This window comes from Acetobacteraceae bacterium (genome assembly GCA_039613835.1).
GTDB lineage: Bacteria > Pseudomonadota > Alphaproteobacteria > Acetobacterales > Acetobacteraceae > Sorlinia.
On sequence record CP154827.1, the window covers coordinates 769186 to 794185 of the forward strand.

At 56.4% G+C, this 25000-nt stretch carries 32 protein-coding genes and 1 tRNA gene; 25 read left to right on the forward strand and 8 right to left on the reverse strand.

Going from position 1 to position 25000, the window contains the following annotated elements:
- Positions 1–226: 226 nt before the first annotated feature.
- Together AAYR33_04395 and AAYR33_04400 are read right to left on the reverse strand one after the other, a co-directional pair.
- Positions 227–1081 carry an MFS transporter gene (locus tag AAYR33_04395; GenBank protein XAO72142.1) on the reverse strand — a complete coding sequence of 285 codons (855 nt, stop codon included), beginning with the start codon at positions 1079–1081 and terminating at the stop codon, positions 227–229.
- 73 nt (positions 1082–1154) lie between these two features.
- Positions 1155–1691 (reverse strand): MFS transporter, encoded by a 537-nt coding sequence (locus AAYR33_04400; protein ID XAO72143.1) that lies wholly within the window; start codon positions 1689–1691, stop codon positions 1155–1157.
- 15 nt (positions 1692–1706) lie between these two features.
- Between AAYR33_04400 and AAYR33_04405 the strand changes: the two genes are divergently transcribed.
- From AAYR33_04405 to AAYR33_04435, 7 genes are all read left to right on the forward strand, one after another.
- Positions 1707–2432: a Gfo/Idh/MocA family oxidoreductase gene (locus AAYR33_04405; GenBank protein ID XAO72144.1), complete on the forward strand. Its 726-nt coding sequence runs from the start codon at positions 1707–1709 to the stop codon at positions 2430–2432.
- A complete protein-coding gene (locus AAYR33_04410; GenBank protein XAO72145.1) occupies positions 2429–2788 on the forward strand; it encodes a hypothetical protein in 360 nt (119 codons plus the stop codon). Before AAYR33_04405 ends, AAYR33_04410 begins: the two co-directional genes overlap by 4 nt.
- A 204-nt stretch (positions 2789–2992) precedes the next feature.
- On the forward strand, positions 2993–4357 hold the full coding sequence (locus AAYR33_04415) for an MFS transporter (GenBank protein ID XAO72146.1): 1365 nt from the start codon (positions 2993–2995) through the stop codon (positions 4355–4357).
- A gap of 344 nt (positions 4358–4701) precedes the next feature.
- Positions 4702–6489 (forward strand): thiamine pyrophosphate-requiring protein, encoded by a 1788-nt coding sequence (locus AAYR33_04420; GenBank protein ID XAO72381.1) that lies wholly within the window; start codon positions 4702–4704, stop codon positions 6487–6489.
- A 16-nt stretch (positions 6490–6505) separates the two neighbouring features.
- Positions 6506–7090: a hypothetical protein gene (locus AAYR33_04425; protein XAO72147.1), complete on the forward strand. Its 585-nt coding sequence runs from the start codon at positions 6506–6508 to the stop codon at positions 7088–7090.
- Complete coding sequence (locus AAYR33_04430) at positions 7087–7212, forward strand: hypothetical protein (protein XAO72148.1); 126 nt, start codon at positions 7087–7089, stop codon at positions 7210–7212. The genes AAYR33_04425 and AAYR33_04430 overlap by 4 nt, the downstream gene beginning before the upstream one ends.
- Before the next feature lie 106 nt (positions 7213–7318).
- Positions 7319–7462 carry a hypothetical protein gene (locus AAYR33_04435; protein XAO72149.1) on the forward strand — a complete coding sequence of 48 codons (144 nt, stop codon included), beginning with the start codon at positions 7319–7321 and terminating at the stop codon, positions 7460–7462.
- 45 nt (positions 7463–7507) lie between these two features.
- Here the strand turns inward: AAYR33_04435 and AAYR33_04440 are convergent, their stop codons facing one another.
- On the reverse strand, positions 7508–7795 hold the full coding sequence (locus tag AAYR33_04440) for a hypothetical protein (protein ID XAO72150.1): 288 nt from the start codon (positions 7793–7795) through the stop codon (positions 7508–7510).
- Between the two features lie 65 nt (positions 7796–7860).
- On the opposite strand from AAYR33_04440, the gene AAYR33_04445 reads away from it, so the two are divergent.
- The 8 genes from AAYR33_04445 to AAYR33_04480 all read left to right on the forward strand — a co-directional run bounded on the left by AAYR33_04445 (position 7861) and on the right by AAYR33_04480 (position 11310).
- Positions 7861–8178, forward strand: coding sequence for a hypothetical protein (locus AAYR33_04445; protein ID XAO72151.1), 318 nt, complete (start codon positions 7861–7863; stop codon positions 8176–8178).
- 33 nt (positions 8179–8211) lie between these two features.
- Entirely contained in the window at positions 8212–8640 is a 429-nt protein-coding gene (locus AAYR33_04450) for a hypothetical protein (protein ID XAO72152.1), read from the forward strand.
- A gap of 43 nt (positions 8641–8683) precedes the next feature.
- Complete coding sequence (locus tag AAYR33_04455) at positions 8684–9142, forward strand: GMC family oxidoreductase N-terminal domain-containing protein (protein ID XAO72153.1); 459 nt, start codon at positions 8684–8686, stop codon at positions 9140–9142.
- The gene (locus AAYR33_04460) at positions 9139–9417 is read left to right on the forward strand and encodes a hypothetical protein (protein ID XAO72154.1); all 279 of its coding nucleotides are present in this window, start codon (positions 9139–9141) and stop codon (positions 9415–9417) included. The genes AAYR33_04455 and AAYR33_04460 overlap by 4 nt, the downstream gene beginning before the upstream one ends.
- Positions 9418–9435: 18 nt before the next feature.
- A complete protein-coding gene (locus AAYR33_04465) occupies positions 9436–9738 on the forward strand; it encodes a GMC family oxidoreductase (GenBank protein ID XAO72155.1) in 303 nt (100 codons plus the stop codon).
- A 24-nt stretch (positions 9739–9762) separates the two neighbouring features.
- Positions 9763–10161: an alpha-hydroxy-acid oxidizing protein gene (locus AAYR33_04470; GenBank protein ID XAO72156.1), complete on the forward strand. Its 399-nt coding sequence runs from the start codon at positions 9763–9765 to the stop codon at positions 10159–10161.
- Positions 10149–10421: an alpha-hydroxy-acid oxidizing protein gene (locus AAYR33_04475; GenBank protein XAO72157.1), complete on the forward strand. Its 273-nt coding sequence runs from the start codon at positions 10149–10151 to the stop codon at positions 10419–10421. Before AAYR33_04470 ends, AAYR33_04475 begins: the two co-directional genes overlap by 13 nt.
- 115 nt (positions 10422–10536) lie before the next feature.
- Positions 10537–11310 (forward strand): SDR family oxidoreductase, encoded by a 774-nt coding sequence (locus AAYR33_04480; protein XAO72158.1) that lies wholly within the window; start codon positions 10537–10539, stop codon positions 11308–11310.
- Here the strand turns inward: AAYR33_04480 and AAYR33_04485 are convergent.
- From AAYR33_04485 to AAYR33_04495, 3 genes are all read right to left on the reverse strand, one after another.
- Entirely contained in the window at positions 11303–14398 is a 3096-nt protein-coding gene (locus AAYR33_04485; protein ID XAO72159.1) for an FAD-binding and (Fe-S)-binding domain-containing protein, read from the reverse strand. The genes AAYR33_04480 and AAYR33_04485 overlap by 8 nt on opposite strands.
- Before the next feature lie 139 nt (positions 14399–14537).
- Positions 14538–15320, reverse strand: a complete 783-nt coding sequence (gene surE / locus AAYR33_04490; GenBank protein XAO72160.1) for a 5'/3'-nucleotidase SurE — start codon at positions 15318–15320, stop codon at positions 14538–14540.
- Positions 15321–15335: 15 nt separating this feature from the next.
- Complete coding sequence (locus tag AAYR33_04495; GenBank protein XAO72161.1) at positions 15336–17075, reverse strand: cation:proton antiporter; 1740 nt, start codon at positions 17073–17075, stop codon at positions 15336–15338.
- A gap of 263 nt (positions 17076–17338) precedes the next feature.
- Here AAYR33_04495 and AAYR33_04500 point away from each other — a divergent pair, with 263 nt between their 5' ends.
- The 6 genes from AAYR33_04500 to cyoD all read left to right on the forward strand — a co-directional run bounded on the left by AAYR33_04500 (position 17339) and on the right by cyoD (position 21216).
- Positions 17339–17515, forward strand: coding sequence for a hypothetical protein (locus tag AAYR33_04500; protein ID XAO72162.1), 177 nt, complete (start codon positions 17339–17341; stop codon positions 17513–17515).
- Between the two features lie 292 nt (positions 17516–17807).
- Entirely contained in the window at positions 17808–18212 is a 405-nt protein-coding gene (locus AAYR33_04505) for a hypothetical protein (GenBank protein ID XAO72163.1), read from the forward strand.
- Positions 18209–18499, forward strand: coding sequence for a hypothetical protein (locus tag AAYR33_04510; protein XAO72164.1), 291 nt, complete (start codon positions 18209–18211; stop codon positions 18497–18499). Before AAYR33_04505 ends, AAYR33_04510 begins: the two co-directional genes overlap by 4 nt.
- Before the next feature lie 3 nt (positions 18500–18502).
- Positions 18503–19969 carry a cbb3-type cytochrome c oxidase subunit I gene (locus tag AAYR33_04515; GenBank protein XAO72165.1) on the forward strand — a complete coding sequence of 489 codons (1467 nt, stop codon included), beginning with the start codon at positions 18503–18505 and terminating at the stop codon, positions 19967–19969.
- 357 nt (positions 19970–20326) lie between these two features.
- Positions 20327–20896, forward strand: a complete 570-nt coding sequence (locus AAYR33_04520; protein XAO72166.1) for a cytochrome c oxidase subunit 3 — start codon at positions 20327–20329, stop codon at positions 20894–20896.
- A complete protein-coding gene (gene cyoD, locus AAYR33_04525; GenBank protein ID XAO72167.1) occupies positions 20893–21216 on the forward strand; it encodes a cytochrome o ubiquinol oxidase subunit IV in 324 nt (107 codons plus the stop codon). Before AAYR33_04520 ends, cyoD begins: the two co-directional genes overlap by 4 nt.
- A 23-nt stretch (positions 21217–21239) precedes the next feature.
- Here the strand turns inward: cyoD and AAYR33_04530 are convergent.
- Positions 21240–21313 (reverse strand) — tRNA-Gln (locus AAYR33_04530).
- A gap of 193 nt (positions 21314–21506) precedes the next feature.
- Between AAYR33_04530 and AAYR33_04535 the strand changes: the two genes are divergently transcribed.
- Positions 21507–22313, forward strand: coding sequence for an RlmE family RNA methyltransferase (locus tag AAYR33_04535; GenBank protein XAO72168.1), 807 nt, complete (start codon positions 21507–21509; stop codon positions 22311–22313).
- A gap of 13 nt (positions 22314–22326) precedes the next feature.
- Here the strand turns inward: AAYR33_04535 and AAYR33_04540 are convergent, their stop codons facing one another.
- A complete protein-coding gene (locus AAYR33_04540) occupies positions 22327–23274 on the reverse strand; it encodes an ROK family protein (protein XAO72169.1) in 948 nt (315 codons plus the stop codon).
- 125 nt (positions 23275–23399) lie between these two features.
- On the opposite strand from AAYR33_04540, the gene AAYR33_04545 reads away from it, so the two are divergent.
- The 3 genes from AAYR33_04545 (at position 23400) to AAYR33_04555 (ending at position 25000) form a co-directional block, all read left to right on the forward strand.
- Complete coding sequence (locus tag AAYR33_04545; protein XAO72170.1) at positions 23400–23657, forward strand: sulfurtransferase TusA family protein; 258 nt, start codon at positions 23400–23402, stop codon at positions 23655–23657.
- Between the two features lie 150 nt (positions 23658–23807).
- Complete coding sequence (locus AAYR33_04550) at positions 23808–24074, forward strand: exodeoxyribonuclease VII small subunit (protein XAO72171.1); 267 nt, start codon at positions 23808–23810, stop codon at positions 24072–24074.
- Between the two features lie 29 nt (positions 24075–24103).
- Positions 24104–25000, forward strand: coding sequence for a polyprenyl synthetase family protein (locus AAYR33_04555; protein XAO72172.1), 897 nt, complete (start codon positions 24104–24106; stop codon positions 24998–25000).

A 25000-nucleotide genomic window follows, 5' to 3' on the forward strand; every position in this document is an offset into this window, starting at 1 on the left:
GTCAATTGCGCGGAGATTTCGGCAAATCCGGTATTTCCGAAGGAGGGGGCACTGTCTTGCAGCGGGGTCATATCCATCCTGGCCCCGCCGCCCCCTGAGATTTTTCTTTTGAAAAGCGACAGACACATGGGCGTGACCCTGTTTGCGGTCAGAACGCCGACCGCTCGGTCGACCGGATGGTTTGATCACGACGCATCCATCTGACCTTGAGACGCATCGGCTTCACTTAACGCACGGACGCTGGCGCAACCTGAAGCATGGTGTCCTCGATTTTCTCCATCGAGACGCCCCGCGTTTCGGGCGCGAAGCGCAGGACGAACCATGTGGAGAGAAGCCCCAGAATGGCGAAGAGCCACATGGAAAACGCACTGTGAAAATGTTCGGTCAGATATTTATTTTCATTCACCATCGGGAAAAACTGACTGACAAAGAAATTGCCGATCCAGTTTGACGCAACCGCGATGCTCATCCCGATGGAACGGAAGCGATTGGGGAAGATTTCGGAGACAAGCACCCACGTGATCGGCCCCCATGAGCACCCGAAAGTGAACATGAAGAGCATCATGCCAGCGAGCGCACCGCAACCCTGCGTCTGATGATAAAGCGCCATGGAGACGAGGATGAGGCTCGCCACCATGCAAAGCGCACCATATTTCAGAAGGAACCGGCGTCCCTTGAAATCAATCAGCCATGCACCCACGACACTGCCCAGAAGCAGGGCCACACCAATCCACACTGTCTGGAAAAGCGCGGACTGCATCGAGCCCCCGACGCCATGCAGCACCATTGGCGCATAATACATCATGACATTGATGCCCGTGAATTGCTGCAAGGCGGCGATCATGAAGGCGACAAAGATGATCCACATCGCGCGGCGATCTTTCAACACGGTGCTGAGGCGGAAGGAAGCCTGATTTTCCACCAACTTCAGAGAATCCTTGATCTCCGCCATCAAATTCCGGGCATGTTGCGCGTTCGAGATGCGCGACAAGGTCTTTAAAGCCAGATCATCCCGGCCTTTAAGCGCATGCCAGCGCGGTGATTCAGGGATGGTGAAAACGGTCAGACAAAAATAATGCACGGAACAATTTCCGACGCGAACATCCAGCGCCATCCCATATGATTGAGTCAATGCTGAGTCGCGTTCGCCGCAATCATGTAATTGACGATAAAAACAATGACCTGCCCGAACACGATGGCAAATTGCTCCATTGATAGCGCGCCCCGACAGCGATGCCACCTAACATCCGGAATATGACGAAAAAGCTAAAGCTTGGCGCGATGGCCGTCCCGACCGACTGCACCGAAAACAAAATAACGCAGACAAACAGCACCATGCGCCGCCCCCAGCGATCCGCCAGCCATCCTAACAGGAGGGCACCGATAATGCAGCCGTTAACCTTAGTTTGGAACAAAATTTCCGTCCTAAGCAACAGAAAAGAACATTTTAATCTGTTATTATTTCTTTTTTTATGTGATAAACGTGGGTGAAGCGTTTCATTTAATGACAGTCGCGCTTGACGTGGCCCTCGTTTCCGCGCCATCGACATCTCTAAAGGTGACGCAAAGCGCGCCAGGGAAGGGTTTTGCACGCAAGGACATGACAGAAGCGGCTTTAAAGCGCGCATGATGTAATGTTTTTGTGGATTTCCAGCACATAAATTTTTTTGGCCTGTCATTGTAACAACCAAAAGGAAGACGCCGCCATGCCTGAAACTTCCCTGAAACCTCTCAAAATTGGCGTCATTGGTTTCGGTTATGTCGGACGGGTTTTTCATCTGCCTTATATCAAGGCGACGGAGGGCCTCGCGCTTCATGCCATTTGTTCCTCCCGTGGGGATGAAGTCCAGAAATCCTATCCCGGCGTCAAAATCTTCGATAACGCCAAAGCCATGTGCAATTACGACGCGCTCGATGTCGTCGTAATCGCCTCTCCCAACGAGACGCACCGCCCCTTTGCTGAGATGGCGCTGCGCGCTGGCAAACATGTTGTCATCGATAAACCTTTCACAACAAATCTCCGGGATGCGGAGGCCGTTCTTCAGACGGCGCGCGAGGCGGGCAAGCATGTCATTGTCTTTCAAAACCGCCGTTGGGACAGTGATTTCCTCGCCATTTCAGATGTGGTCCGCTCAGGCGTGCTTGTCCCCATCCGACATGTTGAATCGGCCTTTGATGTGTTTGAACCGGCAGTCTCGGATAATTGGCGTTTTGCGAAGGGAGAGGGCACGGGGAGGTGGTTTGATCTGGCGCCTCATCTGGTGGATCAGGCCCTTCTGCCCTTCGGCGTGCCAGAGCGCGTGACGGCGGAAATCCAGTGTCTGAGGGTGGAGGCAGGTGCGGATGACTGGTTCATGGTGACACTGCATTACCGGCAGCTCAATGTCGTTCTGCGCGCTTCCCTGCCCCGCGTTTTGTCATTCACAGCATGAAAGGCGGTGTCATCAAGACCGGATTGGATATCCAGGAAGACCGGCTTGTGAGGCAGATCTCCCCATCTGACGACGCGTTCGGGGTGGACCCTGACCCGATCCGGCTGTGTCATCAGGATGTAAGCAAGCAGGACATGCCCGCCCCGCGCGGTTGTCATCGCCAGTTTTATACCCTCCTCGTCGAAACCTTAAATCAGAAAGGCCCGCTTTTCATCAATGAAGATCAGATGCTGGCTGTGATGCACATTATGGAAATCGCGGCCCGCGCAGCGCGGGAAGGCCGTACCCTCAAACTTGCGCTCCCGGAAGCGACACGCCGTAATCTGAAGTCGAATTCCATCTATGAAAGCGTCTGATTTCCAGGACAAAGCAAGTTCGCCTCTCGGCACGATTGCGCAGGACAAGTGGAAAATTTTACCACAAAATCATATCAAGATAACATATTTCACGTTATTTTTAATCGTTACTATTTCCAATTTAATTTAATTTTTGTTAAGCACGGCCGTTAACAACGGCTTTACAGCTTATATGCGAGACCATTTTACACAGGAGTACCCTATATGACGGGCGGAGCCTTCATACCGGATTCAGCGAAACTTGAGGTCGTAAAGGAGACAGTCTCCGATACAGCCTTTGGACGTTTCCTATCCTGGATCGGCATCCCTCCCGTTATGCTTTGGGGTTATGTCGGCGTCCTTCTTTTCATGATTGGTGACGGCGTTGAGAGTGGCTATCTATCACCTTACCTCGTCGGCCAGGGCTTCAAGGAGACGGATGTCGCCCTGTCATTCACGATTTACGGCGTGACAGCAGCCCTCTCCTCATGGCTTTCCGGCGCATTGTCTGAGCTTTGGGGCTCACGCACCGTCATGATTGTCGGCTTGCTGATCTGGACGATCTTTCAGGTCGGGTTCCTCTCCTACGGTTTGCCGTCAAAATCTTTCTCTCTGATTGCCCTGTTTTACGGCATCAGGGGCTTTGGCTACCCGCTTTTCGCCTTTGGCTTCCTCGTCTGGGTCGTGCATACGGCACCGGCCAGCAAGCTGGGCTCTGCCGCAGGGTGGTTCTGGTTCTGCTTCACGGCAGGCCTGCCGACGCTGGGCTCCACCCTTGCCAGTATCTTTCTGCCCATCATGGGTTCCTATTACACATTGTGGCTGGCGCTGGGCATCGTCGTAATCGGCGGGTCACTCGCGCTTTACGGCATTCGTGGCGCCAAGGCCAACCGCAATACAAATGACCCCAATGCGTTGCGCACGCTTTTCTCGGCGCTTTCCATCGCGTGGGAACGGCCGAAAGTCGGGGTCGGCTGTATTGTTCGTGCCATCGACACATCTGCGGAATTCGGACTCCTGGTCTTCATGCCGCTCTACTTCCGTGAGCTGAACTTCACGACGTCGCAATGGCTTGCCGTGCTTCAGGCCATCTTCATGAGTAACGTGTTTTTCAACCTGATTTTCGGCATTTGCAGTGACCGTATCAGCTGGCGTGGCACGGTGATGGTGATGGGCGGACTCGGCTCAACCATTACGACGATGGTGTTTTTCTATGCGCCGACACTCCTCGGCCCGGAACATCTTTATATCGTCATGGCGGCGGGTGCGCTTTACGGTGCAACATTGGCAGCTTACGTGCCCCTGACAGCTCTCATGCCTTACCTCGCACCTGAGAATAAAGCGGCAGCCATGTCCCTCCTGAATCTCGGTGCCGGGGCCAGTGTCTGGATCGGTCCGGCAATTGTATTCCTTTTCATTGACCGCGTCGGTGTTAAAGGTGTCATGATGATTTACGCTGCGATTTATTTCTCAAGCGCCATCATGACCTATTTCCTGAGAATGGACCCGGAGGTGGAAGCCGAAATCAAGCGCAGCCGGGAAGGTGTGCGTTCGGTCGAAGGTAAAATCGAATCTGATATGCATATATAATTATCGTGTAAGATTTAGAGATGAATCAAGGCGTCACTTCGGTGACGCCTTTTTCATGTGTAGCGAAGATCGATATAACAAGATCTTGATCTGTCCGTCTCCCATGCTGAAAGGACCCTTTCGACACGGCTGACCGCGCTGTACCCGCGGGAAAAACCGCCCCACGACCTCTCTCACGATACACGGAATTTTGGAAACCAAACCAAATCCATTTTCGTTCGAAAATCTTAGGGTTCCTGTCTGTCGCACCTTCAGCCGTCGGGTAGGAAATGGCCGTCACTTCCGTCATTTTCAGAGGTGGATGATGGCCGCGTTGAAAATCCGAAGAGAAGATGGTCTTCCCGATGAATGTGAGCGAATATCTCCTTAAACGCCTGAAGGAATGGGGCCTCCACCGCGTTTACGGATATCCGGGAGACGGGATCGGCGGCATTGACCTTGCTCTGCAGAAAGCGGTCGATCAGGGTGACCTTGAATATGTGCAGGTCCGGCACGAGGAAATGGCCGCTTTCATGGCCTCGGCTCATGCCAAATTCACCGGCCAGCCGGGGCTTTGCTTAGCCACCTCCGGCCCGGGCGCCATCCATTTACTGAATGGACTTTACGACGCCAAGATGGATCATGTCGGGGTGGTGGCCATTATGGACCAGAAGGCAAGCACCTGTATCGGCGCAAATTACCAGCAGGAGGTTGACTTGCAATCCCTCTGCAAAGACCTCGCCAATGACTATGTCGTCACCGTCTCCAACCCTTATCAGATCCGCCACGCGATTGACCGTGCCGTGCGCATCGCGCGCGACAAGCACGTGCCGACTGTCGTCATCATCCCCAATGACGTGCAGATCAAACCTTTCAAGGAAGCGCCCAACGCCCATGGTTTCACCCATACAGGCATTGGTGAAACGACGTTCGCGCATGTCACGGATATTGCTGGCCTGCACGAGGCGGCGCGTATTCTCAATAAGGGGGAACGCGTCGCCATCCTCGCTGACGCCGGTGCGCTGAACGCCACCGAAGCGTTGCTGACCGTCGCGGAAACTCTGGGGGCCGGGATTGCCAAGGCGCTTTTGGGCAAGGCCGCCGTGCCCGATCATTATCCTTTCGTCACAGGCTCAATGGGTTTGTTAGGGACTAAACCTTCCTGGGACATGATGAAGAAATGCGACACGCTTCTCATGGTCGGCTCCGCCTTCCCCTATAGAAAATTCCTCCCCGATCCGGGGAAGGCAAAAGGGGTGCAGATTGATATTGAGCCCGCCAATATGTCTCTCCGCTACCCGATGGATGTCTGCCTCCAGGGGGATAGTGCATCCATTCTCAAAGCACTCCTCCCCCTGCTGAAACCGAAATCCAACCGCAAATGGCGCAAGAAAATCGAGAATAATGTCGCAAGCTGGTGGAAGCTCCTTGAAAGCCGGGCGATGCAGGAGGCCACCCCGTTAAACCCGCAGCGAGTCTTCTGGGAGTCGTCGCCCCGTTTGCCGGATAACGCCATCATCACGGCGGACTCAGGCTCTGTCGCCAATTGGTATGCGCGTGACCTCAAATTCCGCGACGGGATGAAAGGCTCCTTCTCAGGCGGGTTGGCCTCGCTCGGCGCGGGGACGCCTTATGCGATTTCCGCCAAAATGGCCTATCCGGAACGCACGGTCATTGCCTGTATGGGAGATGGCGCGATGCAGATGAACGGCATAAATGAGATGATCACCATTTCCAAATATTGGAAAAACTGGTCCAACCCCCGTTTGATCGTCCTGGTTTTGAATAATGAAGACCTTAATCAGGTGACGTGGGAAGAGCGCGCGCAATCCGGCGCCGGAAAGACGGAAGCCACGCAATCCATCCCGGATTTTCCTTTCGCCAAATATGCGGAGCTCCTAGGTTTGCGTGGCATCTTCGTCAATGCGCCGGATCGGCTCGGCGCCGCCTGGGATGAGGCGCTGAATGCTGACCGGCCCGTCATTTTGGAAGCCAAGACAGACCCGAATGTGCCGCCGCTCCCGCCACATATCACCCTCGCCCAGGCGAAAGCCTTCATGACCTCCCTGATTGATGAGCCTGAACGCGCGAGCACGATGGTGAATTCCGCGCGTCAGGTGCTTGCCTCCTTCCTGCCGCGCCGTCGCGACTGACGCGCCCATGCGCTCCATGAAATCATTGGGCCTGTCACGTCACCGCGTGGGGGATCTCGGCCAATCACGGGCCTTGCAACGTCTCGCGCCTGCCCTCAGCGCGCTGATCTCGCCCCTCATCCGGACGGGTAAGCCCGTCCCCGACCCGCGCTCAGCAGAGAGAGCCGCCCATCGCCTCAATGTCGCTTCCGCCACTTTGGCGGCCTCCGTCCTGATGGATAGCGCGGTTGAGCATTATCGGGGCAGCTTAAAAAATCCGGCCATGTATACGCCGCTCCTGACATCCGCCGCCGCCCTCGCCGTCAGCCTGCACGGCACGGCGGATCATCGACGCGCGACGCATGTCGTACGGGATTCCGTCTTTGTCATCACTGGCACGGTGGGCGTGATCGGGACGTTTTTCCATCTGCGCAACGTCTCTATAAAAGAACGGGGCGCATCAGTTGGCAGAACCTGTTTTACGGTGTACCTCTGGGTGCGCCTTTTGCGATCGGCCTGCCCGGCATGTTGGGATATCTTTCTGAACGTGTCCGCGCCACGCCGCTTGGCCACCCGCCCACCGTGCATGGTATCCCCGCCGGGCGCGTCGTCAGCATTTTGACAAGTAGCGACCTGATTGGCACGACGGCTGAGGCGTGGCTTCTGCATTTTCGTGGAAGTTATCATAATCCGGCCATGTATCTACCCGTCACGATGCCCCCGTCGCGGCGGCACTTCTCCTGAGAGCCGCTTCAGGCCCCGCAGGGATGTCGGCGCTCAAAACGCGCTGGGTGGCTGCGCGCCACAGCGGCGATGGGCTTTGCGGGCACGATCTTTTCACTCGATAGGCGTGGGGCGCGACATGGATGGCTGGCGTAACTGGCAGCAAAATATCCTCAATGGTCCGCCCCTCCCCGCACCACCTGCTTTTACCGGCCTGGCCCTCACTGGCCTCGCCGCCCTCGGGCTGATGGAGGACCATCCGGATGACTGAGCGCGATCTTTATCCCGGCTATAATGTCATGCGGAAACGCGCTCGTCATTCCTGGAATGACGCCACGCGCGCCGTGATTGATGCGTGGCTGGCCATCGAGGACCGCCCGAACTTCTTCTCGCCGGAAGCATGGGACACGCTGAATGCGATTTGTGACCGGGGATCATCCCGCAACCGCCTTCCCGGCCACGCATCCCGCTTGCAGCTTATATTGACAGGGATCTCATCGAGGGCAATCAGCCCGGCTTTCGTAATATCGACCTCCCTCCGCGTGAGATCGCCTGGCCGATGGGGCTTCAGGCGATTGAGGACGAGGCTAACCACCTTCATCACCGCAAATTCCCGCTTTTGCTCATTGATTAGCAGGACGCCTTATTGAAAGCGGTAGAAATGGCGATGTGAAAGCGCCGCGCTGGGCGGAGATCCCGGCGAAACTCTTTTTCAGCACGCATCTCATGTCCGAAATTATCGCCGCTTATTACGCCCATCCCGTGGCGTGGAGTGAGATTGGCTATGGCGCCCGGCAAGTCCGCGCGGCTATGTCCGAATGCATGCCAATGAGCGTGACCCGTGGGAAGCTGTTTCAGCGGAAGATGGTCAAGTCAGCAAAGTCCGAAAGATCAATCAAAATGTCCGCTGATCCGATGGCCACGCCGCGCGGCATAAATGGAGAGGCACCCGATGTGTTTCATCGTGGCCGCTGGATCCCGATGTAGTGCCATCGGGATCCAGATGACGTGGATTTTGTCATGGTCGGGACCGGTGCCGGTGGCGGGCCGCTGATCGCGCGGCTGGCGGAGATGGGCTATTCCGTCGTGGGTTTCGATGCGGGCGCGTGGTTTCGTCCGTTGGAGGATTTCGCGTCGGACGAAACGAGTCAAAGCCAGCTCTTCTGGACGGATAACCGCCTTGTCATCGGGGAAAACCCCATTGCCATGGGCAAGAATAATAGTGGCAAGGCAGTCGGGGGTTCAACCGTACATTATGCCATGGTGTCGCTTCGTTTCCGGCCGGATTGGTTCCTGTCGCGGACAAAGCTGGGCTATGGCGCCGATTGGCCGATCGATTGGCGGGAGATGGGGGTTATTACGATATTGCCGAGCGCAACCTCGCCATTTCCGGCCCCTCACTTATCCTTGGGGGCCGCGCCGCCCGCGATATCCCTATCGCGCGCATGAAATCAATGCGGCGGGTGAAGTCCTGGCCCGCGGGGCTGAAGCGATGGGATATGACTGGGTGGAAACGCCGCTTGCGACCCTCTCCGCCCCGCGCCATCATGCGCCATCCTGCGTTTATCGCGGGTTCTGCCGAGTAGGGTGCTCCACCAACGCCAAGCAAAGTCAACTCGTGACATATATTCCGCGTGCGGTCAAAGCGGGGGCGGAAATGCGTGACCTCGCCATGGTCGGACGCGTGGAGGTCGATGCACGGGACCGTGCGACGGGGGTGTATTATTTCCGCAATGGGAGCTGGCATTTCCAACGCGCCAAAAACGTCATCGTCGCGGATTACGCCATCGAAACGCCGCGCCTACTCCTGAACTCTGCAACGCCGCGTTTCCCTGACGGCCTGTCAAACAGTTCAGGGCTATTGGGCCGTTGCTTGATGGTGCAATCCAATCAGGCGGTTTTTGGCGTTTCGGATGAGATGATCCGATGGAATAAGGGGCACCCTCCATGACGATCACGGAACATTGGAATTACGACGATAAGAAAGATTTCTTCGGCGGTTATTGCTGGATGTCGCAAGGCCCCCTGCCCGTCGAATGGTCAGGCGCGCTTTCAAGCGGGCGGAATTTGTGGGGGCAGGCGCTGCGCGATGAGATGAGTCGCTACAACCATCAGGTCGGGTTGAAAATGGTGGGTGAAATGCTGCCGAGCCTTGATAATTGCGTCACCTTCTCCTCAGAACGCGACCAGTATGGCCTGCCTGTGCCGCTTATTTCCTATTCCTGACTTGAAAATGACAAGCGCATGATCGCCCATGCCCTGGATAAAATGCAGCAAAGCCTCGAAAGTGCCGGGATTGCAGATTGCTGGCGACAGGAAAACGACACGAACCACCTTGCGGGCACAGCGCGGATGGGCTCCAGTCAGCAGGAAAGTGTCGTGGATGCTGACTATCGAAGTTGGAATATTCGCAACCTCTGGATCTGTGATGGTTCCGTCTTTCCGACGACAGGCGGAGTCAATTCGTCTTTGACCATCACGGCATTGGCTTTACGCACGGCGGACCGCATCCAAACATTGCACCGTCAGGAACAGGTCACGATCTAAAAACGACAGGATGAGGAGGGCAGTTTGGCAGGATTCATCGCGAGACATCGCCTCAATCGCGTCTATTGTCTTGAGGATTTTGAAAAACTCAGCAAGTCGTGCCTTCCCCGCGCCGTTTATGAATATGTCCGAAATGGCGCCGGTGCGGAAATCTCGCTTCATTATAATGAAGCCGCCTTCCATGCGCTCCTCTGGCAGCCCTTCCGCTTGCGTCAGATCGACAAAGTTGAGACCGGCGTCACGATTTTCGGTGAGACATATAAGGTGCCTTTCGACCTCGCGCCGACGGGCGGCGCGGCTATGGTCCATTATGATGCTGACCGGCTGGAGGGCCGCGTCGCGCATCGTCATGACACGCCGTGTTGCTCTCCAATCACGGCGCGCGACAGATCGATACAACAATCAGCCCCATGGAGGCTTTGATGGAAACGCGCGCCCGCCTGCCCGATTACCCGCTAATGATTGATGGTGGTTTTCGCTCCGGCAATGACGTGCTGAAAGCCATGGCGCTGGGCGCGGATCTCGTGCTGATGGGGCGGCCTTTTCTGCAGGCCTGCGCCGTGGCCGGAGAATCCGGTGTCGCCAAGGCGATCATGCTCGTCACGGAGGATATCGCGCGATGCATGGCCATTCTCGGTGTCACGCAATTTGACCAGCTTAAGGAAGTATTGATTGAAAATTGAGATCTATCGCCAATTTTGTTCATCAAAGACGTAAAAATAATCTTCGGCCCCATTTCCGACGTCTCAAAATTGACGTATGAGGTCGGATAGTAAATATTGATGACGGTGATCCGAGATGATTTCTTCCTCGACAAAAGTCGATCTCAATTTCCCCTTGATCGGCAAGACTGCCCTCGTCACTGGCGCGGGCTCAGGCATCGGGGCCGCCATTGCGGAGGCCCTTGCCGAGAAGGGAGCGCAGATCGCGGCGGTTGATGTTCAGCGGGAGCGTGCCGAGGCCACGGTGCGGCTCGTCGGCACGGACGCCCATGCTTTCACCTGCGACGTATCATCACCTGAATCCGTTGAGACGATGGTTGATGACGTCAAAACAATGTTCGGGCACATTGATATCCTTATCAATTGCGCCGGAGTCGTCCATCTGGCACCCGCTGAAGAGCTGACGGTTGAGCAATGGGATAAGACGATCAACATTAATCTCAAAGGCACTTTCCTCGTCACGCAGGAGGTTGGTCGCGTCATGATCGCGCAGCGCACAGGCGGGAAAATCATCAATATGGCGTCACAGGCCGGCAGTGTCGCGATTGCAGAGCACGTGGCTTACTGCGCTTCGAAATTCGGCGTCATCGGCATGTCCAAAACATTCGCCGCGGAATGGGGACGTCACAGCATCACCGTCAACACGATTTCACCGACCATTGTGGTGACCGAGCTGGGTAAAAAAGCCTGGGCGGGTGAAAAGGGTGAAGCGGCAAAACAGCAAATCCCCGTCGGGCGTTTTGCTGAACCCTCCGAGATCGCCGCGGCGGTTCTCTTCCTCTCCTCCCGCGGGGCGGACATGATTAATGGTGCCGACCTGCTGATTGATGGCGGCTATACGATTATCTGATTTCAACCTTTGACGGAGGCTGAAACTCCCGAAGCTCCGCCGCCGCCCAGCGCAAACGGGCGGCGATGACGGAGACGGGGTGCATTAGCTTCTCATTACGGAAACGCTTGACCTGACTCCGGCATGAAAACCCGGTTGCTAGAAATTTCCCTTGAGGTTCACCAGCGAGACGAGGCTCCCAGGAAAGGCTGAAGATCTCGCGCGACAGTGCCCGATTGGTCGCCTCGTGCCCGAATGCGCCGGACATGCCGCAACAACCTGTCTCCGCAATATCCAGGGTCAGACCGAAACGCTGATAAATCTCGCGCCATTTTTGCGGTGAGTCGGCGAGACTCGTCTTTTCAGTGCAATGAAGCATCAGCGTGTGGCGAGATATCTGTCCTTCATTGATCGGTCCCGACAACTGCAGGTCGGAAGTCACGCAATGAAGCCATTCATGGATCAACTTGATTTCCGGCAGCACGCCAATATCGCCGAGATGACGATATTCCTGCCGGAAGACAAGTGTCATGGCCGAGTCCACCCCGACCAGCGTCATTCCGCTATCCGCCAGTCGCTGTAATCTGCGCAGACTGCGCCGGGCGACAAATTCAAAGAGCCTGGTAAAGCCGTAAACCTGTAACGGCTTCCCCGTCATAACGGGCGGTGTCACGTAAACCCTGAAGCCAAGACGCCGCGCCGCCTCCATCGCATCCAGCACGACATGCGTTTCAATCTGGCTGGTGAAAACATCCGGGACAAAAACGACGCTGCGGGCGCGGTTTTCATCCGACAATTTCTGCATCTCACGCAAAGTCGCGGTGCGAACGCCCAGGCGTCGACAGGCGCGCCAGAAACGTTGTGTCGACAATGCGGGCAGGTCCACAAGCCCGAATTTGAGCCGCGCGACGCGTGCCGCCCATTTATTGCCCATCAGCAGCCCGTTATAAAGGCGCGGCGCGTGACCCGCGACGATGAGCAAAGGCTCAAGGCCGGCAATCAGATAATCCTTGATGGGACGTGAAAATCTTGTGTGATACAGCGACAGAAACCGCGCCCGAAGATCCGGCACATCGACATGCACCGGGCATTGGCGTGTGCAGGATTTACAGGCGAGGCAGGTCGCCATCGCGTCATAAACCTCATGCGAGAAATCCGCGCCCGTCCGACGCTGCCGCGTGAAAAACCGTTTCACGACGGCCAGGCCGCCTTCCCGCTCCAGCGCCGCGATATCCGTGCCGGAAACAATCTGCCTGTCCAGCCACGCCTTGACCAACTGCGCCCGGCCTTTCGGTGAATAGCGACGGTCGCGCGTACCTTTCCATGAGGGGCACATCGGGTCATTAACGTTGTCATTGAAACAGGCCCCATTGCCATTGCAATGCATGACTGCGCCGAAAGACTTCCAGACGGGCGGGGTGATGCGCTGGTCATGCGCGCCCCGCATCGGCACATCCTCAATACCGGTGAGAGATGCTTCCGGCAGGGTGGCGGGGGTCGCGATTTTGCCGGGATTGAGCTGATTATGCGGGTCAAAAAGCGCTTTGACCTGTTGCAACACAGGGTAAAGCGCACCGAAAAAGCGCGGCACATATTCCGACCGCAGGCCCTTCCCGTGCTCACCCCAGAGCAGGCCGTGATATTTCTGCGTCAATGCCGCGACCTCATCCGAGATCGGCTTGATCCGGGCGCGATCCTCAGCTTTTCGCATATTCAGCAGCGGGCGCACATGCAGCACCCCGGCATCCACATGGCCGAACATGCCATATTCCAGCCCATGCGCGTCCAATAGTGCGCGGAAGGCGGCGATATAGTCCGCCAGATGCTCCGGCGGGACGGCCGTATCCTCAACGAAAGGCTGTGGTCGGGCTTCACCACTGACATTTCCCAAAAGCCCGACAGCGCGCTTGCGCATGGCATAGACGCTTTTGACCGCCGCATCGCCCTGCGCGCATGTATATCCCAATCGTCCCGCTGCGCCGCTTGTCAAATCATCTGTGAAGTCCGCGACGCGATGTGCCAGAATTTCCGCATCATCGTCGGAGAACTCAATGATATTGATGCCCCGCGTTGGCTTCTCGGGATCGGACGGGAAATAATCCGCGACGCCGTACCAGCTCACATCCTGCATTGCGAGATCAAGCACGCGGGAGTCAACCGTCTCAATCGAGATCGGTTTTTTCGCCATCAGGTGACGCGCATCCCGCAGCGCGTCCATGAAACTCTCATAACGCACATTGATCAGCGTCACATGTTTCGGCACGGGCAGAAGATTGAGCTTGACCACCACCACCACCCCAAGCGTCCCCTCCGCGCCACAAAGGACGCTGTTCGGGTCGAAAACGCCGTCACCCGGCATGAGGTGCTTGAGGTCATAACCTGTCAGGCAACGATTAAGCTCGGGGAAGATCTCCGCAATCAAATCCTGATTTTCGGTCGCCAGACGATGCAGCGCGTGCGCGATTTCCCCTGCTCGGCCGGATTTCGGGTAGGTCGCTTCCAGGGCGGATGTGGCAACGGGATGCGTTGTCAGCACATCGCCACCCAGCAGAGCGGTTTTCAGCGCGAGGACATGGTCGCGGGTTTTGCCGTAAGTGCAACTCCCCTGACCGCTCGCATCGGTGCTTACCATCCCGCCAATCGTCGCACGATTGGATGTTGAAAGTTCCGGCGCGAAGAAGAGGCCGTAAGGCTTCAGCGCCGCATTGAGCTGATCCTTCACGACGCCCGGCTGAACGCGCGCCCATCTCTCCGCGACGTTGATCTCCAAAATCGCATTCATGTGGCGTGAAAGATCAAGCACGATGCCATTTGTCAGGGACTGGCCATTCGTCCCTGTTCCGCCGCCTCTGGGTGCGAAAGTGACCGTCCTGAAAGCCGCCTGTCCTGCGATCCGCATGGCGAGTGCAACGTCATTCTCATCAATGGGAAAGATGATGGCGCGCGGTGGTTGGCGATAAATCGAGTTATCGGTCGAAAAGACGATGCGGGAATCCTCGCCCTGCGCGATTTCCCCCTGAAAACCCGCTTTTCTCAATGCATCCAGATAATGCGCATCAACAGATATTTCCGCCTCAGAAATCGGGAGTGCGGATATTGCCTTGACCAAACTAACTCACCTTCATCATCACAATATCACGAAGCCCGATCTTCAACGGGACTTCATAAAGGATCATATCATCAAATGGCATAACGCGATGGACCTCCCCCTACGTCACCATTTTATGAAAGGGGCAATAAACGCTTCCTCACACCTTAAGCTGAGGGGACAGGCCCATCCGGTCATGCAGCGTCTCAAGCGCTGAAAGGTGGGTACGGTCGATTTGCAGGGGCGTCACAGTTACATGGTTTTGCAGAAGGGCCGCGCCCTCACTCCCGGATGCAAATTCGCGGTGGCGATATTGCATGGAGATCCAGTGATATTCCCGCGCCTGCATATCCTGACGCACGACAACATCGACATCACTCAACCCCCCGAAACCCTGATTTGTGAAAATCATCTCACGCACATCCGCCGCCGCGCAGGCCGGGAAATTGACATTAAGGCACGGTGAGACCGGTAAAATCTCCGTTGCCAGATGTTTGATGACATCAGAAGCCACACTCTCCGCCGCCGCCCAGCTGATTTCCCCTTCAAGAAAAAGCTGGCTCAGCGCGATGGACCGGCTGCCGAACATATGCGCCACCATCGCCGCCCCGACTGTGCCGGATAACAACGTCTCATGGCCGATATTCGCCCCGCGATTAATGCCTGACAAGACAAGGCTCGGGCGGGCATCCTTCATCAAATGACGCATGGCGAGCACGACACAATCAGCCGGGGAGCCGGATATGGCGAATTTTTGCGCCCCTCTCTCGGTCACGCGCAACGGGTCATGGAGGGTTACCGCGCTACCTGTGCCGCTCCGGTCAGATTCCGGCGCGACGACCCAGACATCATCTGACAGGGCATGGGCGATCTTCTGCAGTAAAGCCAGTCCCGGCGCGTCAATCCCATCATCATTGGTGAGCAAAATGCGTTCAAATATCATAAGATTCGCCTCGCCTCAACTGCCCTGCTGTCCCAAGTTGATATGCCCCGCGGCCCCAGAAAGCAATGTTGGCGGCTTTGAACCTGACTCCGTGTAATCGACCATCGCAGCGGCGATTTCTCGTTCCCCCATAATCACGCGTGAGGCCCCGCATTTTTTAAGGTAGGCTACGGCCTCATCGAAATGCGCACGTGCAATCACCGTCAGGTTTCGATTGGCCGCTACGGATTTTTCAATAATTTGCCCGGCTTCAAACGTCTCGGGAATGGCGACAATCAGGAGTCGGGCGTGACGGAGATTTAACGCCTCCCGCACTTTGTGATCCACCGCATTGCCAATCACGCCATGCACATTCTCGCGATCCGTCAACGCCATCGGAATGCTGCCAATTTCGGAAACGGCGATCTGCCATCCCGCCGCGGCGAGCTGCGTCGCCACGATGGAGCCGACCCGCCCGCACCCGACAATGACGACATGCTGTGTAAATCGCGTCGGCGCATAAGGGGCGTGGAGGACGCAAGCTTCATCCCCTTCATCGGGTAGCGGTGATGATGAGCGCTCCCGGATGCGCGCGTCAATCAATTGCGATAGATGCAGGACAACGGGATTGAGAAAAATCGAGATAATGGAGGCGCCGAGGATAATGTCCCGCGTTGATTCCTGCATCAAACCTAGCTGAATGCCCAGCGCTGCAAGAATAAAGGAAAATTCTCCGATCTGCGCCAGACCGCTGGCAATAAACAGCACATTATTCCATTTCTGCCCCATGCGTCGCAATATGAGGATGACGACAAGCGGCGTGCCGACCAAGATGACAAGGACGGTGGGGAATAACGTCCACGGGTCCGTGATGAGCACGGCGGGATTGAACAACATCCCGACTGAGACAAAAAACAGTACCGCGAAAGCATCGCGGAAAGGCAGCATTTCCTCCATCGCGCGATGGCTGAGATCGGTCTCGCTCAGCACCATCCCGGCAAGAAACGCGCCGAGTGCAAAGGATACGTCAAACCAGCGCGCCGCCACAAAGGCTACGCCAAGAGACAATGTCAGCAGAGACAGGCGGAATAATTCCTTTGAGCCTGTCCGGGCGACATAATGCATCAAGCGCGGAATCAGCCTTTTGCCTAGCACCAGCATCAGCGCGATAAAAGCTGCGACTTTTATGACCGTCCAGCAGGCGGGCACAAGCAACCCCATGAGGGAGAAACCTTGCCCGACATCACCCTTCATGAACGGTTGAAAAGCGGGGAGCAGAACCAGCGCCAGCACGGTAATGACATCCTGGATCACCAACCAGCCGACGGCCAGGCGCCCGCGCTCCGTATTCATCAGGTTTTCCTCCTGAAGCGTGCGCAGAAGCACGACCGTGCTCGCGACGCTCAGGGCGATGCCGAAAACAATGGAGGCACCCGTTGGCATCCCCAGCATCTTTCCAACGCCGAACCCCATGGCGACGGACGCCGCAACCTGCACGAGCGCGCTCGGCACCGCGACCCGCCTGACGATGAGGAGATCCTTGATCGAGAAATGAAGCCCGACCCCGAACATCAGCAGGATAACGCCGACCTCCGCGAGCTCAAGTGCCAGGCTTCCATCCGCCACGTAACCGGGTGTGAAAGGCCCGATGAGGATACCGGCCAGAAGGTAACCCACAAGGGGCGAGATTTTGCAGCGCAGTGCCACCGTCCCCAACAAAAAGGCGAGGCCCAGTCCGGCAACCAGAATACCGATTAAAGGTGTGACCTGATGCATGTAGCGCCCTCTCCTGCTTTTGCTGCGCCGGGAAAGATTAACATAACCCGATCCTTCACGGGGAATTTACTGACGCCGCCGCAATCTGTCGTCCGAAGATGCCGTGCCTGCCTTTGGCGCGACGTAAAGGACACGTTTTTGAAAAAACTCGGGCCTCGTAAAACCCCACCCATCGACATCCGTCTTTACTCGCAATGAGAAATCAACTGACGCACCGAAAGAAACGACGTTTCTTCGCCGTTCTCAGGCGCCGTCTCGGCGGGATGAGCCTTCTGCTTCTTTCCGCATGTCTCCCAAAGGAAAGTAGCTTTCTGACGCCCGCAGGTCTGATTGCGTCGCTGCAACGTCAATGGATGATCGAGATCGGCGTGGTCCTCATCGCCGTTCTCGTGCCGATCTTCATCGCCCTCCCCGGCCATTATCTGGCGTTACCGGATTAGCAATCGCAAGGCGCGCTATGCGCCGGACTGGGAATTTTACCGACCGCTTGAGATTTTCATCTGGAGTGAACCGATGGTGATTGTCGCGTTTCTGGCCATCATGATTGCCGGGCCACAGACGCGTTACAGTCCGGAGCGCGCCCCACCGCCGGGGAAACATTGGAGATCTAGGTCATCGGGATGAACTGGAAATGGCTCTTCCTCTATCCCGACCATCACGTCGCCACCGTCAACACCATCACATTGCCGGAGAACACAAATATCCGCTTTACCCTGAATAAGTGATGGCACGATGCGATCATTTTTCATCCCCGCCCTTGGCGGACAGATTTACGCCATGGGCGGGATGGTGACGCATCTTAACCTCCGCACAGGTGCCTCGACGGATCTGCTCGGTGAGAACACGCAATTCAATGGTGAAGGCTTTCAGGACCAGAAATTTATCGTGCATGTCGTCTCGCGCGATGCTTTCTCCCAATGGATTGAGCATGCTTACAACACGGGGCCGGAGCTAACGCGCGGCTTTTACCGTGTGCCGCATCAGCAGGGCTCCTGCCGGGACGCGCATGAGCAGCTTCAGCAAATGACCTCATCCCCCATGTGTGAAGAGGCGGGTGGACTCGTCTTCCGCTACATGTCGGGCTTCATTTTCAAAGAAGTCCTCCGTGACACCCAAAGAGGGAACAATGCAAAATGATGGCTGAATTGCTGCGCCGCATCACGTCCCGCGACTTCCTTCTCGGGCGTCTCGACGTCACCGCTTTGCCTTTTTACAGTGTGATCGCCATGATGGCGGCCAGTCTGGTCGTGATTGGCGGTCTCGTCACGCTTTATCTGCTCAGCCGTCACCGCCTCTGGGGCCGCCTCTGGCGGGAATGGCTGACGAGCGTTGACCATAAACGCATCGGTATTATGTATATCGTCCTCGCCTTCGTGATGCTGGCGCGGGCCCTTGCGGAAGCGGTCCTGATGCGGGTGCAGTAGGTTGTGGGTTTCAACAGTGCTGGGATTGTCCCGCCAGATCATTTTGCGCAGCTTTTCACGACGCATGGCACGATCATGATTTTCTTCATGGGCATGCCGTTTATGATCGGCCTCTATAATCTTGTCATGCCCTTGCAAATTGGCGCGCGGGATGTGTCATTCCCTGTCATGAATGCCATCAGCCTCGCTTTTACGACGGCGGGCGCGGCACTTCTGATGATTTCCCTTTGCATTGGCAAATTTTCAACCGGCGGGTGGAGTGGCTACCCGCCTTACACTGAGACAGGTTTCAGCCCGGATGTCGGTGTCGATTACTGGATCTGGGCGCTGACGCTTAGCTCCATCGGCAATACCATGACCGGCATTAATTTCACCGTCACGATCTATAAAAAACGCGCGCCGGGGATGCGCCTGTTTTTAATGCCGCTTTTTACCTGGACATGCCTCTGCGTCTCCATATTGATCATTTTCGCGATGCCGCCCTTGACGGTCGCGACATTGATGCTCGCCATGGACCGTTATTTTGATGCCCATTTCTTCACAAACGATTTGGGCGGCAATGTCATGAACTACGTCAATATGTTCTGGCTGTTCGGTCACTCTGAGGTCTATATCCTCGTCCTGCCCGCTTTCGGGGTTTATTCAGAGACGATTGCGGTTTTTTCATCCAAGACACTTTACGGTTATCACTCACTCGTCTGGACCACGATCGTAATTGCCGTGCTGTCTTTTACCGTCTGGCTGCATCATTTTTTAACCATGGGGCAGGATGGTCAGGTCAATGCCGCTTTCGGGATCGCCACCATCCTGATTGCCATCCCGACCGGCGTCAAAATCTACAACTGGATTTTGACGATGTTTCGCGGCCGTATCCGCCTCTCCGTCCCGATGCTTTATGCCTGTGCGTTCATCCTGCTCTTCACGGTGGGTGGGTGCACCGGGATTATCCTCGCCAATCCGGGGCTGGATTATCAGGTCCATAATACCGTGTTTCTGGTGGCGCATTTCCATAATGTGCTGATACCGGGCCTGCTCTTCGGCATGTTGAGTGGCTATCACTACTGGTTTCCCAAGGCTTTTGGCTTCCGATTGGATGAAAGATTGGGCCATTACAGCTTCTGGTGCTGGGTCTGGGGCTTTATCTTCGCCTTCATGCCGCTTTACGTCTCCGGGCTTATGGGTATGCCGCGCCGCACGCAGTCCTACACAATCGCTGCGTGGCATGATTACGCGCTCATCGCCATGTTCGGCGCGGTCCTGATCGACCTCGCTTTCGTTTTCCTAATTATACAGCTCGTTGTCAGCATTCGGAAACGACAGGAATATGCGGTTTTTGATGGCGATCCGTGGGATGATCGCGCATTGGAATGGGCAGTCTCCGCACCAGCGCCCGAGTATAATTTTGCGCAAATCCCGCATGTCGCGCGTCTCGACGCGTTTTACGTCGCCAAACAGGCGGGCGACCCCTAACCCCGAGCCTGAAAGCTACCGATCCATCTCCATGCCCGCCAGCAGGTCCGTTGCGCCCATCTGCCTTGCTGCGCTTATTGTGCTCGGATTTGCTTTGACATGGCATATTTTCTGGCTCGCAGCTCTGGCGCTCATCGGGTTCGGCATCACGATTATCGTCAGCACTTTTCAACCCGATAAAGAAGAAGTGATTTCCACCAAAAAATCCGGGCGCATGAGAAACGCTGGCGTCAGGCCCTCGCGGCGCATCATTCCGACGCCGCGACCATGCCTCTGGCGGATGGGGAGCAAGGCTGATGTCCACACCGTCATCCCTCTCCGTCACGGCGTTCACGGCGCCCAACCCCGCTCGACGCCATGTGCGCACGTGCTGAGGAGGCGCGGTTCGGGTTCTGGATCTTCCTGATGAGCGATCTGGTGATCTTCTCGCTCCTCTTCGCGACATACGCCATTATGTGGGGCAATCGCACCGATGGGCCTGGGCCGGAAGATCTTTTCCAGCTCAAGAGCGCCGCCATTCAGACGGGCTGCCTCCTTCTCAGCAGCTTTACTTTCGGACTCGTTACCCTCAATGCGCAGGGTCAGGTCAGCGTCGCCCGCACCATGATCCGGCTTATCGTCACATTGACCCTGGGCGCCGGCTTTCTGGGTTTCGAGATCTCTGACTTCATCGACATGGTGCAACAGGAGGCCGGTATTTCCGCCAGTGGCTTTCTCTCATCTTTTTACGCACTCGTCGGTACGCATGGGCTGCATGTCACGGTGGGCTGTCTATGGATCCTCATCATGCTGCTGCAATTAGGGCGGTTCGGCCTGACGCTCTCGGTTATCAGCCGGATCATGTGCCTTGCGCTTTTCTATCATTTTCTCGACATTATCTGGATCGGAATATTCTCGATCGTCTATCTGATAGGGCTTGCCAAATGACGCCGGAAAAAAGGACCGCGGGACGCGACTACCTTATTGGCTTCCTCGCCGCGATAATATTGACGGTTATTCCCTTTAGCCTTTTATGGCGCGATGTGCTGAAGGGGCGTGACTTGTTAATTGCGATCGCGGCTTGCGGGGTCATTCAGGTCTGTGTGCATTTCCGATATTTTCTGCATGTCGATTTCAAACGCGCCCATCGCGATGATTTGCAGCTTGTTCTGTTCACCGGACTGATCGTCTTCCTCATGGTCGGCGGGACGCTATGGGTGATCGGGAATGAGGTGCATATGATGAGCGGCAACTTAGCACACCCGTAACGCGCGATATTGAAGAGGAAAACTGGCTGGGGGACCTGGATTCGAACCAGGGCTGACCGGGTCAGAGCCGGTAGTTCTACCGCTAAACTATCCCCCAGAAATGCGCGTGTATGACAGCACGCATTCGGTGGCATCGACTTAGCATTACGCCCCGCATGACACAAGCCCCAAATCTGCCCCCTTATCAGCCGCGTGAAGCACGGAAAATTGCGTTGCGTTACGACGCGTTACGACAATCGTCAGAGATTTTACTTGGCGGTTAATATGGATAAATGGTTATATTTGTCCTCATGAAGCCATCAGATCAACGCAAAGGCACAGGGCGGAAGCCGGGTCCATCATCGCAGGCCGCAATGCGCGTCCCGGGCCGCGCATTGAAAAGCGCCGCCCAACCCGGTGCGGAAGATGCAGGGCATGACGGGAAAAGCGTCGGCGCGATGCGCGCCAAAGCAGTGACGTTGCGCAAGGCGCGAGGCAAGACAACATCCCAGCAACGCTGGCTGCAACGGCAGTTGAATGACCCCTATGTCGCCGCCGCAAGGGCGCAGGGATGGCGCTCACGCGCCGCCTTCAAGCTGATCGATATGGATGACCGCTTTTCACTGATCAAACCAGGCGCGAAAATTGTGGATCTCGGCGCGGCGCCAGGGGGCTGGAGTCAGGTTGCTGTCAAACGACATGCGGCGCGCGTTGTCGGCATCGACCTCCTCCCGATTGACCCTGTCAGCGGCGCGGATTTCATTGAGGGCGATTTTACCGACCCATCAATGGACACGCAGCTTCTCACCCTTCTGGGTGGTAAAGCGGATATTGTCCTCTCCGACATGGCGCCCAACACGACGGGCCATGTCGCAACGGACCATCTGCGCATCATGGGACTGGCGGAAGCCGCGCTGGATTTTGCCACGTCCGTACTGGAGGAGGGGGGCAGCTTCGTCGCCAAAGTCTTTCAGGGTGGGTCGGAGCACACAATGTTGCGGCGCCTCAAACAGCATTTCGCGTCGGTGCGTCACGTCAAGCCCCCCTCCTCCCGCAAGGAGTCGAGTGAGCTTTACGTCGTGGCGCAGGGTTACCGACCCGCCGCGATAACGCACTGACGTCGGCCATGGGTCAGGATGTCACGCCCGCATCCACAGGCCACAGCCAAGCCGCACCCCTCACGCCGGAGCTGTCGCCACGCATGTTCTGTACAATTGGCGTGGTACAGGTCGGTGTAATGACATGCCGCTGCAAAAGCGGCGGGACGCGTTCATACAGGGAAGAGAGATTGGACACGCCTCCCCCCAGAACGATCATATCCGGATCAAGGAAGTTGATGATCATGGCGCAGGCGCGGGATAATTTATCAACATATCGGTCAAGCGCCCTGGCGGCGTCAGTATCACCCGCCGCAGCGGCCTGCTCAATCCCTGCCGTGTTACGATGGCCAACGCCTTTCCAGTCCTGCGCAAGTGACGCCCCGCAGAGATATCGCTCCAGACAGCCCTCATTGCCGCAGAAACAGCGTGGCAGGGGAAATTCCTCCTTACGAAGCCAGGGTAAGGGCATGTGGCCCCATTCACCCGCGATGGAATGTCGGCCGCCAATGACTTTGCCTTCACAGACAATGCCGCCGCCCATCCCGGTCCCGAGGATGACGCCAAACACGACGCGCTGCCCGGCGCCGGCACCGTCTGACGCCTCGGACAGGGCAAAGCAGTTTGCATCATTCTCCACGCGCACCTGGCGTTGCAGGGCGGTATCGAGGTCCCTGCCGAAAGGCTGATGGTTCAGCCAGGTGGCATTGGCGTTTTTGACGAGTCCTGTTTCAGGTGAGATGGCACCCGGAATACCAATACCCAGCGATGTTGTGGATTTGCCGCTCGATTTATTCTGGAATGGCACGGCATTGAGTCGCGCCTCGACATCAAACACAAAATCCCGGACAGCGATCACGGCGTCCTGATAAATGCCCGGATTGGGCACACGCTCCCGCAGCACAAGCGCGCCGAAACGATCGAGAACCGCGATCTCGATTTTGGTACCGCCAAAATCGATACCTAGACGATAATCAGCCATAAAGAAGACCTTAATAAATATACGTCACAAGAAAGACGACGGCGCATGATGCGCAGTTATCCGCGAGACGTAAAGACTATACCTCCGCCAGTTGGATCTTGACCCTTATTGCAGAGACACTCATCATGAACAGGATGAAACTTGACCTCGCATCGACGACGATTTTTGACGCAAGGCACCTTAAATGCCCGATTTCCGTGCTTGCGGCCAAGAAATTTCTCAGTCGCGTTGCCGCAGGCGCGGTGGTCGAGGTGATTTCGGATGATCGTGCAAGTCTTGCCGGTTTCCAGGCTTTGTGCCGGGATCGTCACCATCATTTGATCGGCTTCAAGGATCGTGGTGACGCTTTTACATTGACGATTTTGCGTCGCGATACAGTTTAACGTTACAGTATATGTGGCAAAAAATCACCGTTTTTCGAGAGAAACCGAACCTGCGCGACGTTAGACGTTGGCGAAATGCCCCTTGCGCGCTATCCCTCCCCTCTCGGCGATGGGGCCTGTCAGACTTACTGAAGAACTGGTAAATTTAAGATGAGCAAAGACCTCTTGAAAATGTCTTTTGAGGACGCTCTCAGCGAGCTTGAGAATATTGTCCGCGATCTGGAAAACGGCCAGATGAAGCTTGAAGAGGCCATCACCGCCTATGAACGCGGCGCGGCGTTGCGGCGTCATTGTGACCTCAAACTCAACGAGGCGGAGATGCGTGTCCAGAATATCCTCGACCGTGACCGTGCCACCAACGACATAGCCGCGCAGCATGATGGCACCGCCCCCGGCGCGCGAGACGTCACCTCATGAACCTCCAGTCCCCAGTTACAACGTCACCTATGAAAACCTCTCAAGACCTCACAGCCTACCTCAAGCGGGCAGCCTCAGCTATTGAAGCGACCATCGCCTCCCTCCTGCCTGACGTGGCGGGGGATGAGCAGATTCTAATTGATGCCATGCGTTACGCCTCACTCAATGGGGGCAAACGCCTGCGCGGCTATCTCGCCACGGAAGTCGCGTCGATCTTCCATGCCGGGTCACACGGTGCGCTGCGCGTTGCTGCCTCCGTTGAGATGCTGCACGCTTATAGTCTGGTCCATGATGATCTCCCCTCCATGGATGATGATGACCTCCGCCGTGGCCAGCCTTCAACCCATCGCAAATTTGATGAAACCATCGCCATTCTCGCCGGTGATGCATTGCAGACAAAGGCTTTTGAAATCCTTGCAAGTGCGGAAACCCATCCCGACCCGACCATTCAGGTGCGTCTCGTCGCCGCTTTGGCTGAGGCTTCCGGCGCGGCGGGAATGGTGGGGGGTCAGGTCGTTGATATCAGGGGAGAAGGCCGCAATCTGCCGATAGAACAGGTGCGCCGCCTCCATGCCATGAAAACTGGCGCGCTCATTCGTTATTCTGCCGTCTCCGGCGCGATTCTCGGCGGTGCGGATTCAAGGGAGAGGGCCATGATTGACGCTTACGGGCGTGACCTTGGCATGGCGTTTCAGGTGGCGGATGACGTGCTCGATTCCACGGCGACGGAAGAGGAACTCGGCAAAACCGCCGGGAAGGACGCCGCAAGCGGAAAATCGACTTATGTCGCATTACTCGGTATTGAAGGCGCAAAGGCGGAAGCGGCGCGCCTCGCAGAGAGCGCCGTCGCGTCCCTGTCAATTTTTGGAGAGCGCGCCGACGCGCTCAGAGCCCTGGCTCGTTATGTCGTCGAACGGAGAAATTGA

Excerpts from the sequence above, each read along its gene's own strand:
- AAYR33_04405 (XAO72144.1), top strand. The coding sequence starts at position 1,707 with ATGCCTGAAACTTCCCTGAAACCTCTCAAAATTGGCGTCATTGGTTTC.
- AAYR33_04410 (XAO72145.1), top strand. The coding sequence starts at position 2,429 with ATGAAAGGCGGTGTCATCAAGACCGGATTGGATATCCAGGAAGACCGG.
- AAYR33_04415 (XAO72146.1), top strand. The coding sequence starts at position 2,993 with ATGACGGGCGGAGCCTTCATACCGGATTCAGCGAAACTTGAGGTCGTA.
- AAYR33_04420 (XAO72381.1), top strand. The coding sequence starts at position 4,702 with ATGAATGTGAGCGAATATCTCCTTAAACGCCTGAAGGAATGGGGCCTC.
- AAYR33_04425 (XAO72147.1), top strand. The coding sequence starts at position 6,506 with ATGAAATCATTGGGCCTGTCACGTCACCGCGTGGGGGATCTCGGCCAA.
- AAYR33_04450 (XAO72152.1), top strand. The coding sequence starts at position 8,212 with ATGGTCGGGACCGGTGCCGGTGGCGGGCCGCTGATCGCGCGGCTGGCG.
- AAYR33_04455 (XAO72153.1), top strand. The coding sequence starts at position 8,684 with ATGGGATATGACTGGGTGGAAACGCCGCTTGCGACCCTCTCCGCCCCG.
- AAYR33_04460 (XAO72154.1), top strand. The coding sequence starts at position 9,139 with ATGACGATCACGGAACATTGGAATTACGACGATAAGAAAGATTTCTTC.
- AAYR33_04465 (XAO72155.1), top strand. The coding sequence starts at position 9,436 with ATGATCGCCCATGCCCTGGATAAAATGCAGCAAAGCCTCGAAAGTGCC.
- AAYR33_04475 (XAO72157.1), top strand. The coding sequence starts at position 10,149 with ATGGAGGCTTTGATGGAAACGCGCGCCCGCCTGCCCGATTACCCGCTA.
- AAYR33_04480 (XAO72158.1), top strand. The coding sequence starts at position 10,537 with ATGATTTCTTCCTCGACAAAAGTCGATCTCAATTTCCCCTTGATCGGC.
- surE (XAO72160.1), bottom strand. The coding sequence starts at position 15,320 with ATGATATTTGAACGCATTTTGCTCACCAATGATGATGGGATTGACGCG.
- AAYR33_04495 (XAO72161.1), bottom strand. The coding sequence starts at position 17,075 with ATGCATCAGGTCACACCTTTAATCGGTATTCTGGTTGCCGGACTGGGC.
- AAYR33_04500 (XAO72162.1), top strand. The coding sequence starts at position 17,339 with ATGAGCCTTCTGCTTCTTTCCGCATGTCTCCCAAAGGAAAGTAGCTTT.
- AAYR33_04505 (XAO72163.1), top strand. The coding sequence starts at position 17,808 with ATGCGATCATTTTTCATCCCCGCCCTTGGCGGACAGATTTACGCCATG.
- AAYR33_04510 (XAO72164.1), top strand. The coding sequence starts at position 18,209 with ATGATGGCTGAATTGCTGCGCCGCATCACGTCCCGCGACTTCCTTCTC.
- AAYR33_04520 (XAO72166.1), top strand. The coding sequence starts at position 20,327 with ATGTGCGCACGTGCTGAGGAGGCGCGGTTCGGGTTCTGGATCTTCCTG.
- cyoD (XAO72167.1), top strand. The coding sequence starts at position 20,893 with ATGACGCCGGAAAAAAGGACCGCGGGACGCGACTACCTTATTGGCTTC.
- AAYR33_04535 (XAO72168.1), top strand. The coding sequence starts at position 21,507 with ATGAAGCCATCAGATCAACGCAAAGGCACAGGGCGGAAGCCGGGTCCA.
- AAYR33_04540 (XAO72169.1), bottom strand. The coding sequence starts at position 23,274 with ATGGCTGATTATCGTCTAGGTATCGATTTTGGCGGTACCAAAATCGAG.
- AAYR33_04545 (XAO72170.1), top strand. The coding sequence starts at position 23,400 with ATGAACAGGATGAAACTTGACCTCGCATCGACGACGATTTTTGACGCA.
- AAYR33_04550 (XAO72171.1), top strand. The coding sequence starts at position 23,808 with ATGAGCAAAGACCTCTTGAAAATGTCTTTTGAGGACGCTCTCAGCGAG.
- AAYR33_04555 (XAO72172.1), top strand. The coding sequence starts at position 24,104 with ATGAAAACCTCTCAAGACCTCACAGCCTACCTCAAGCGGGCAGCCTCA.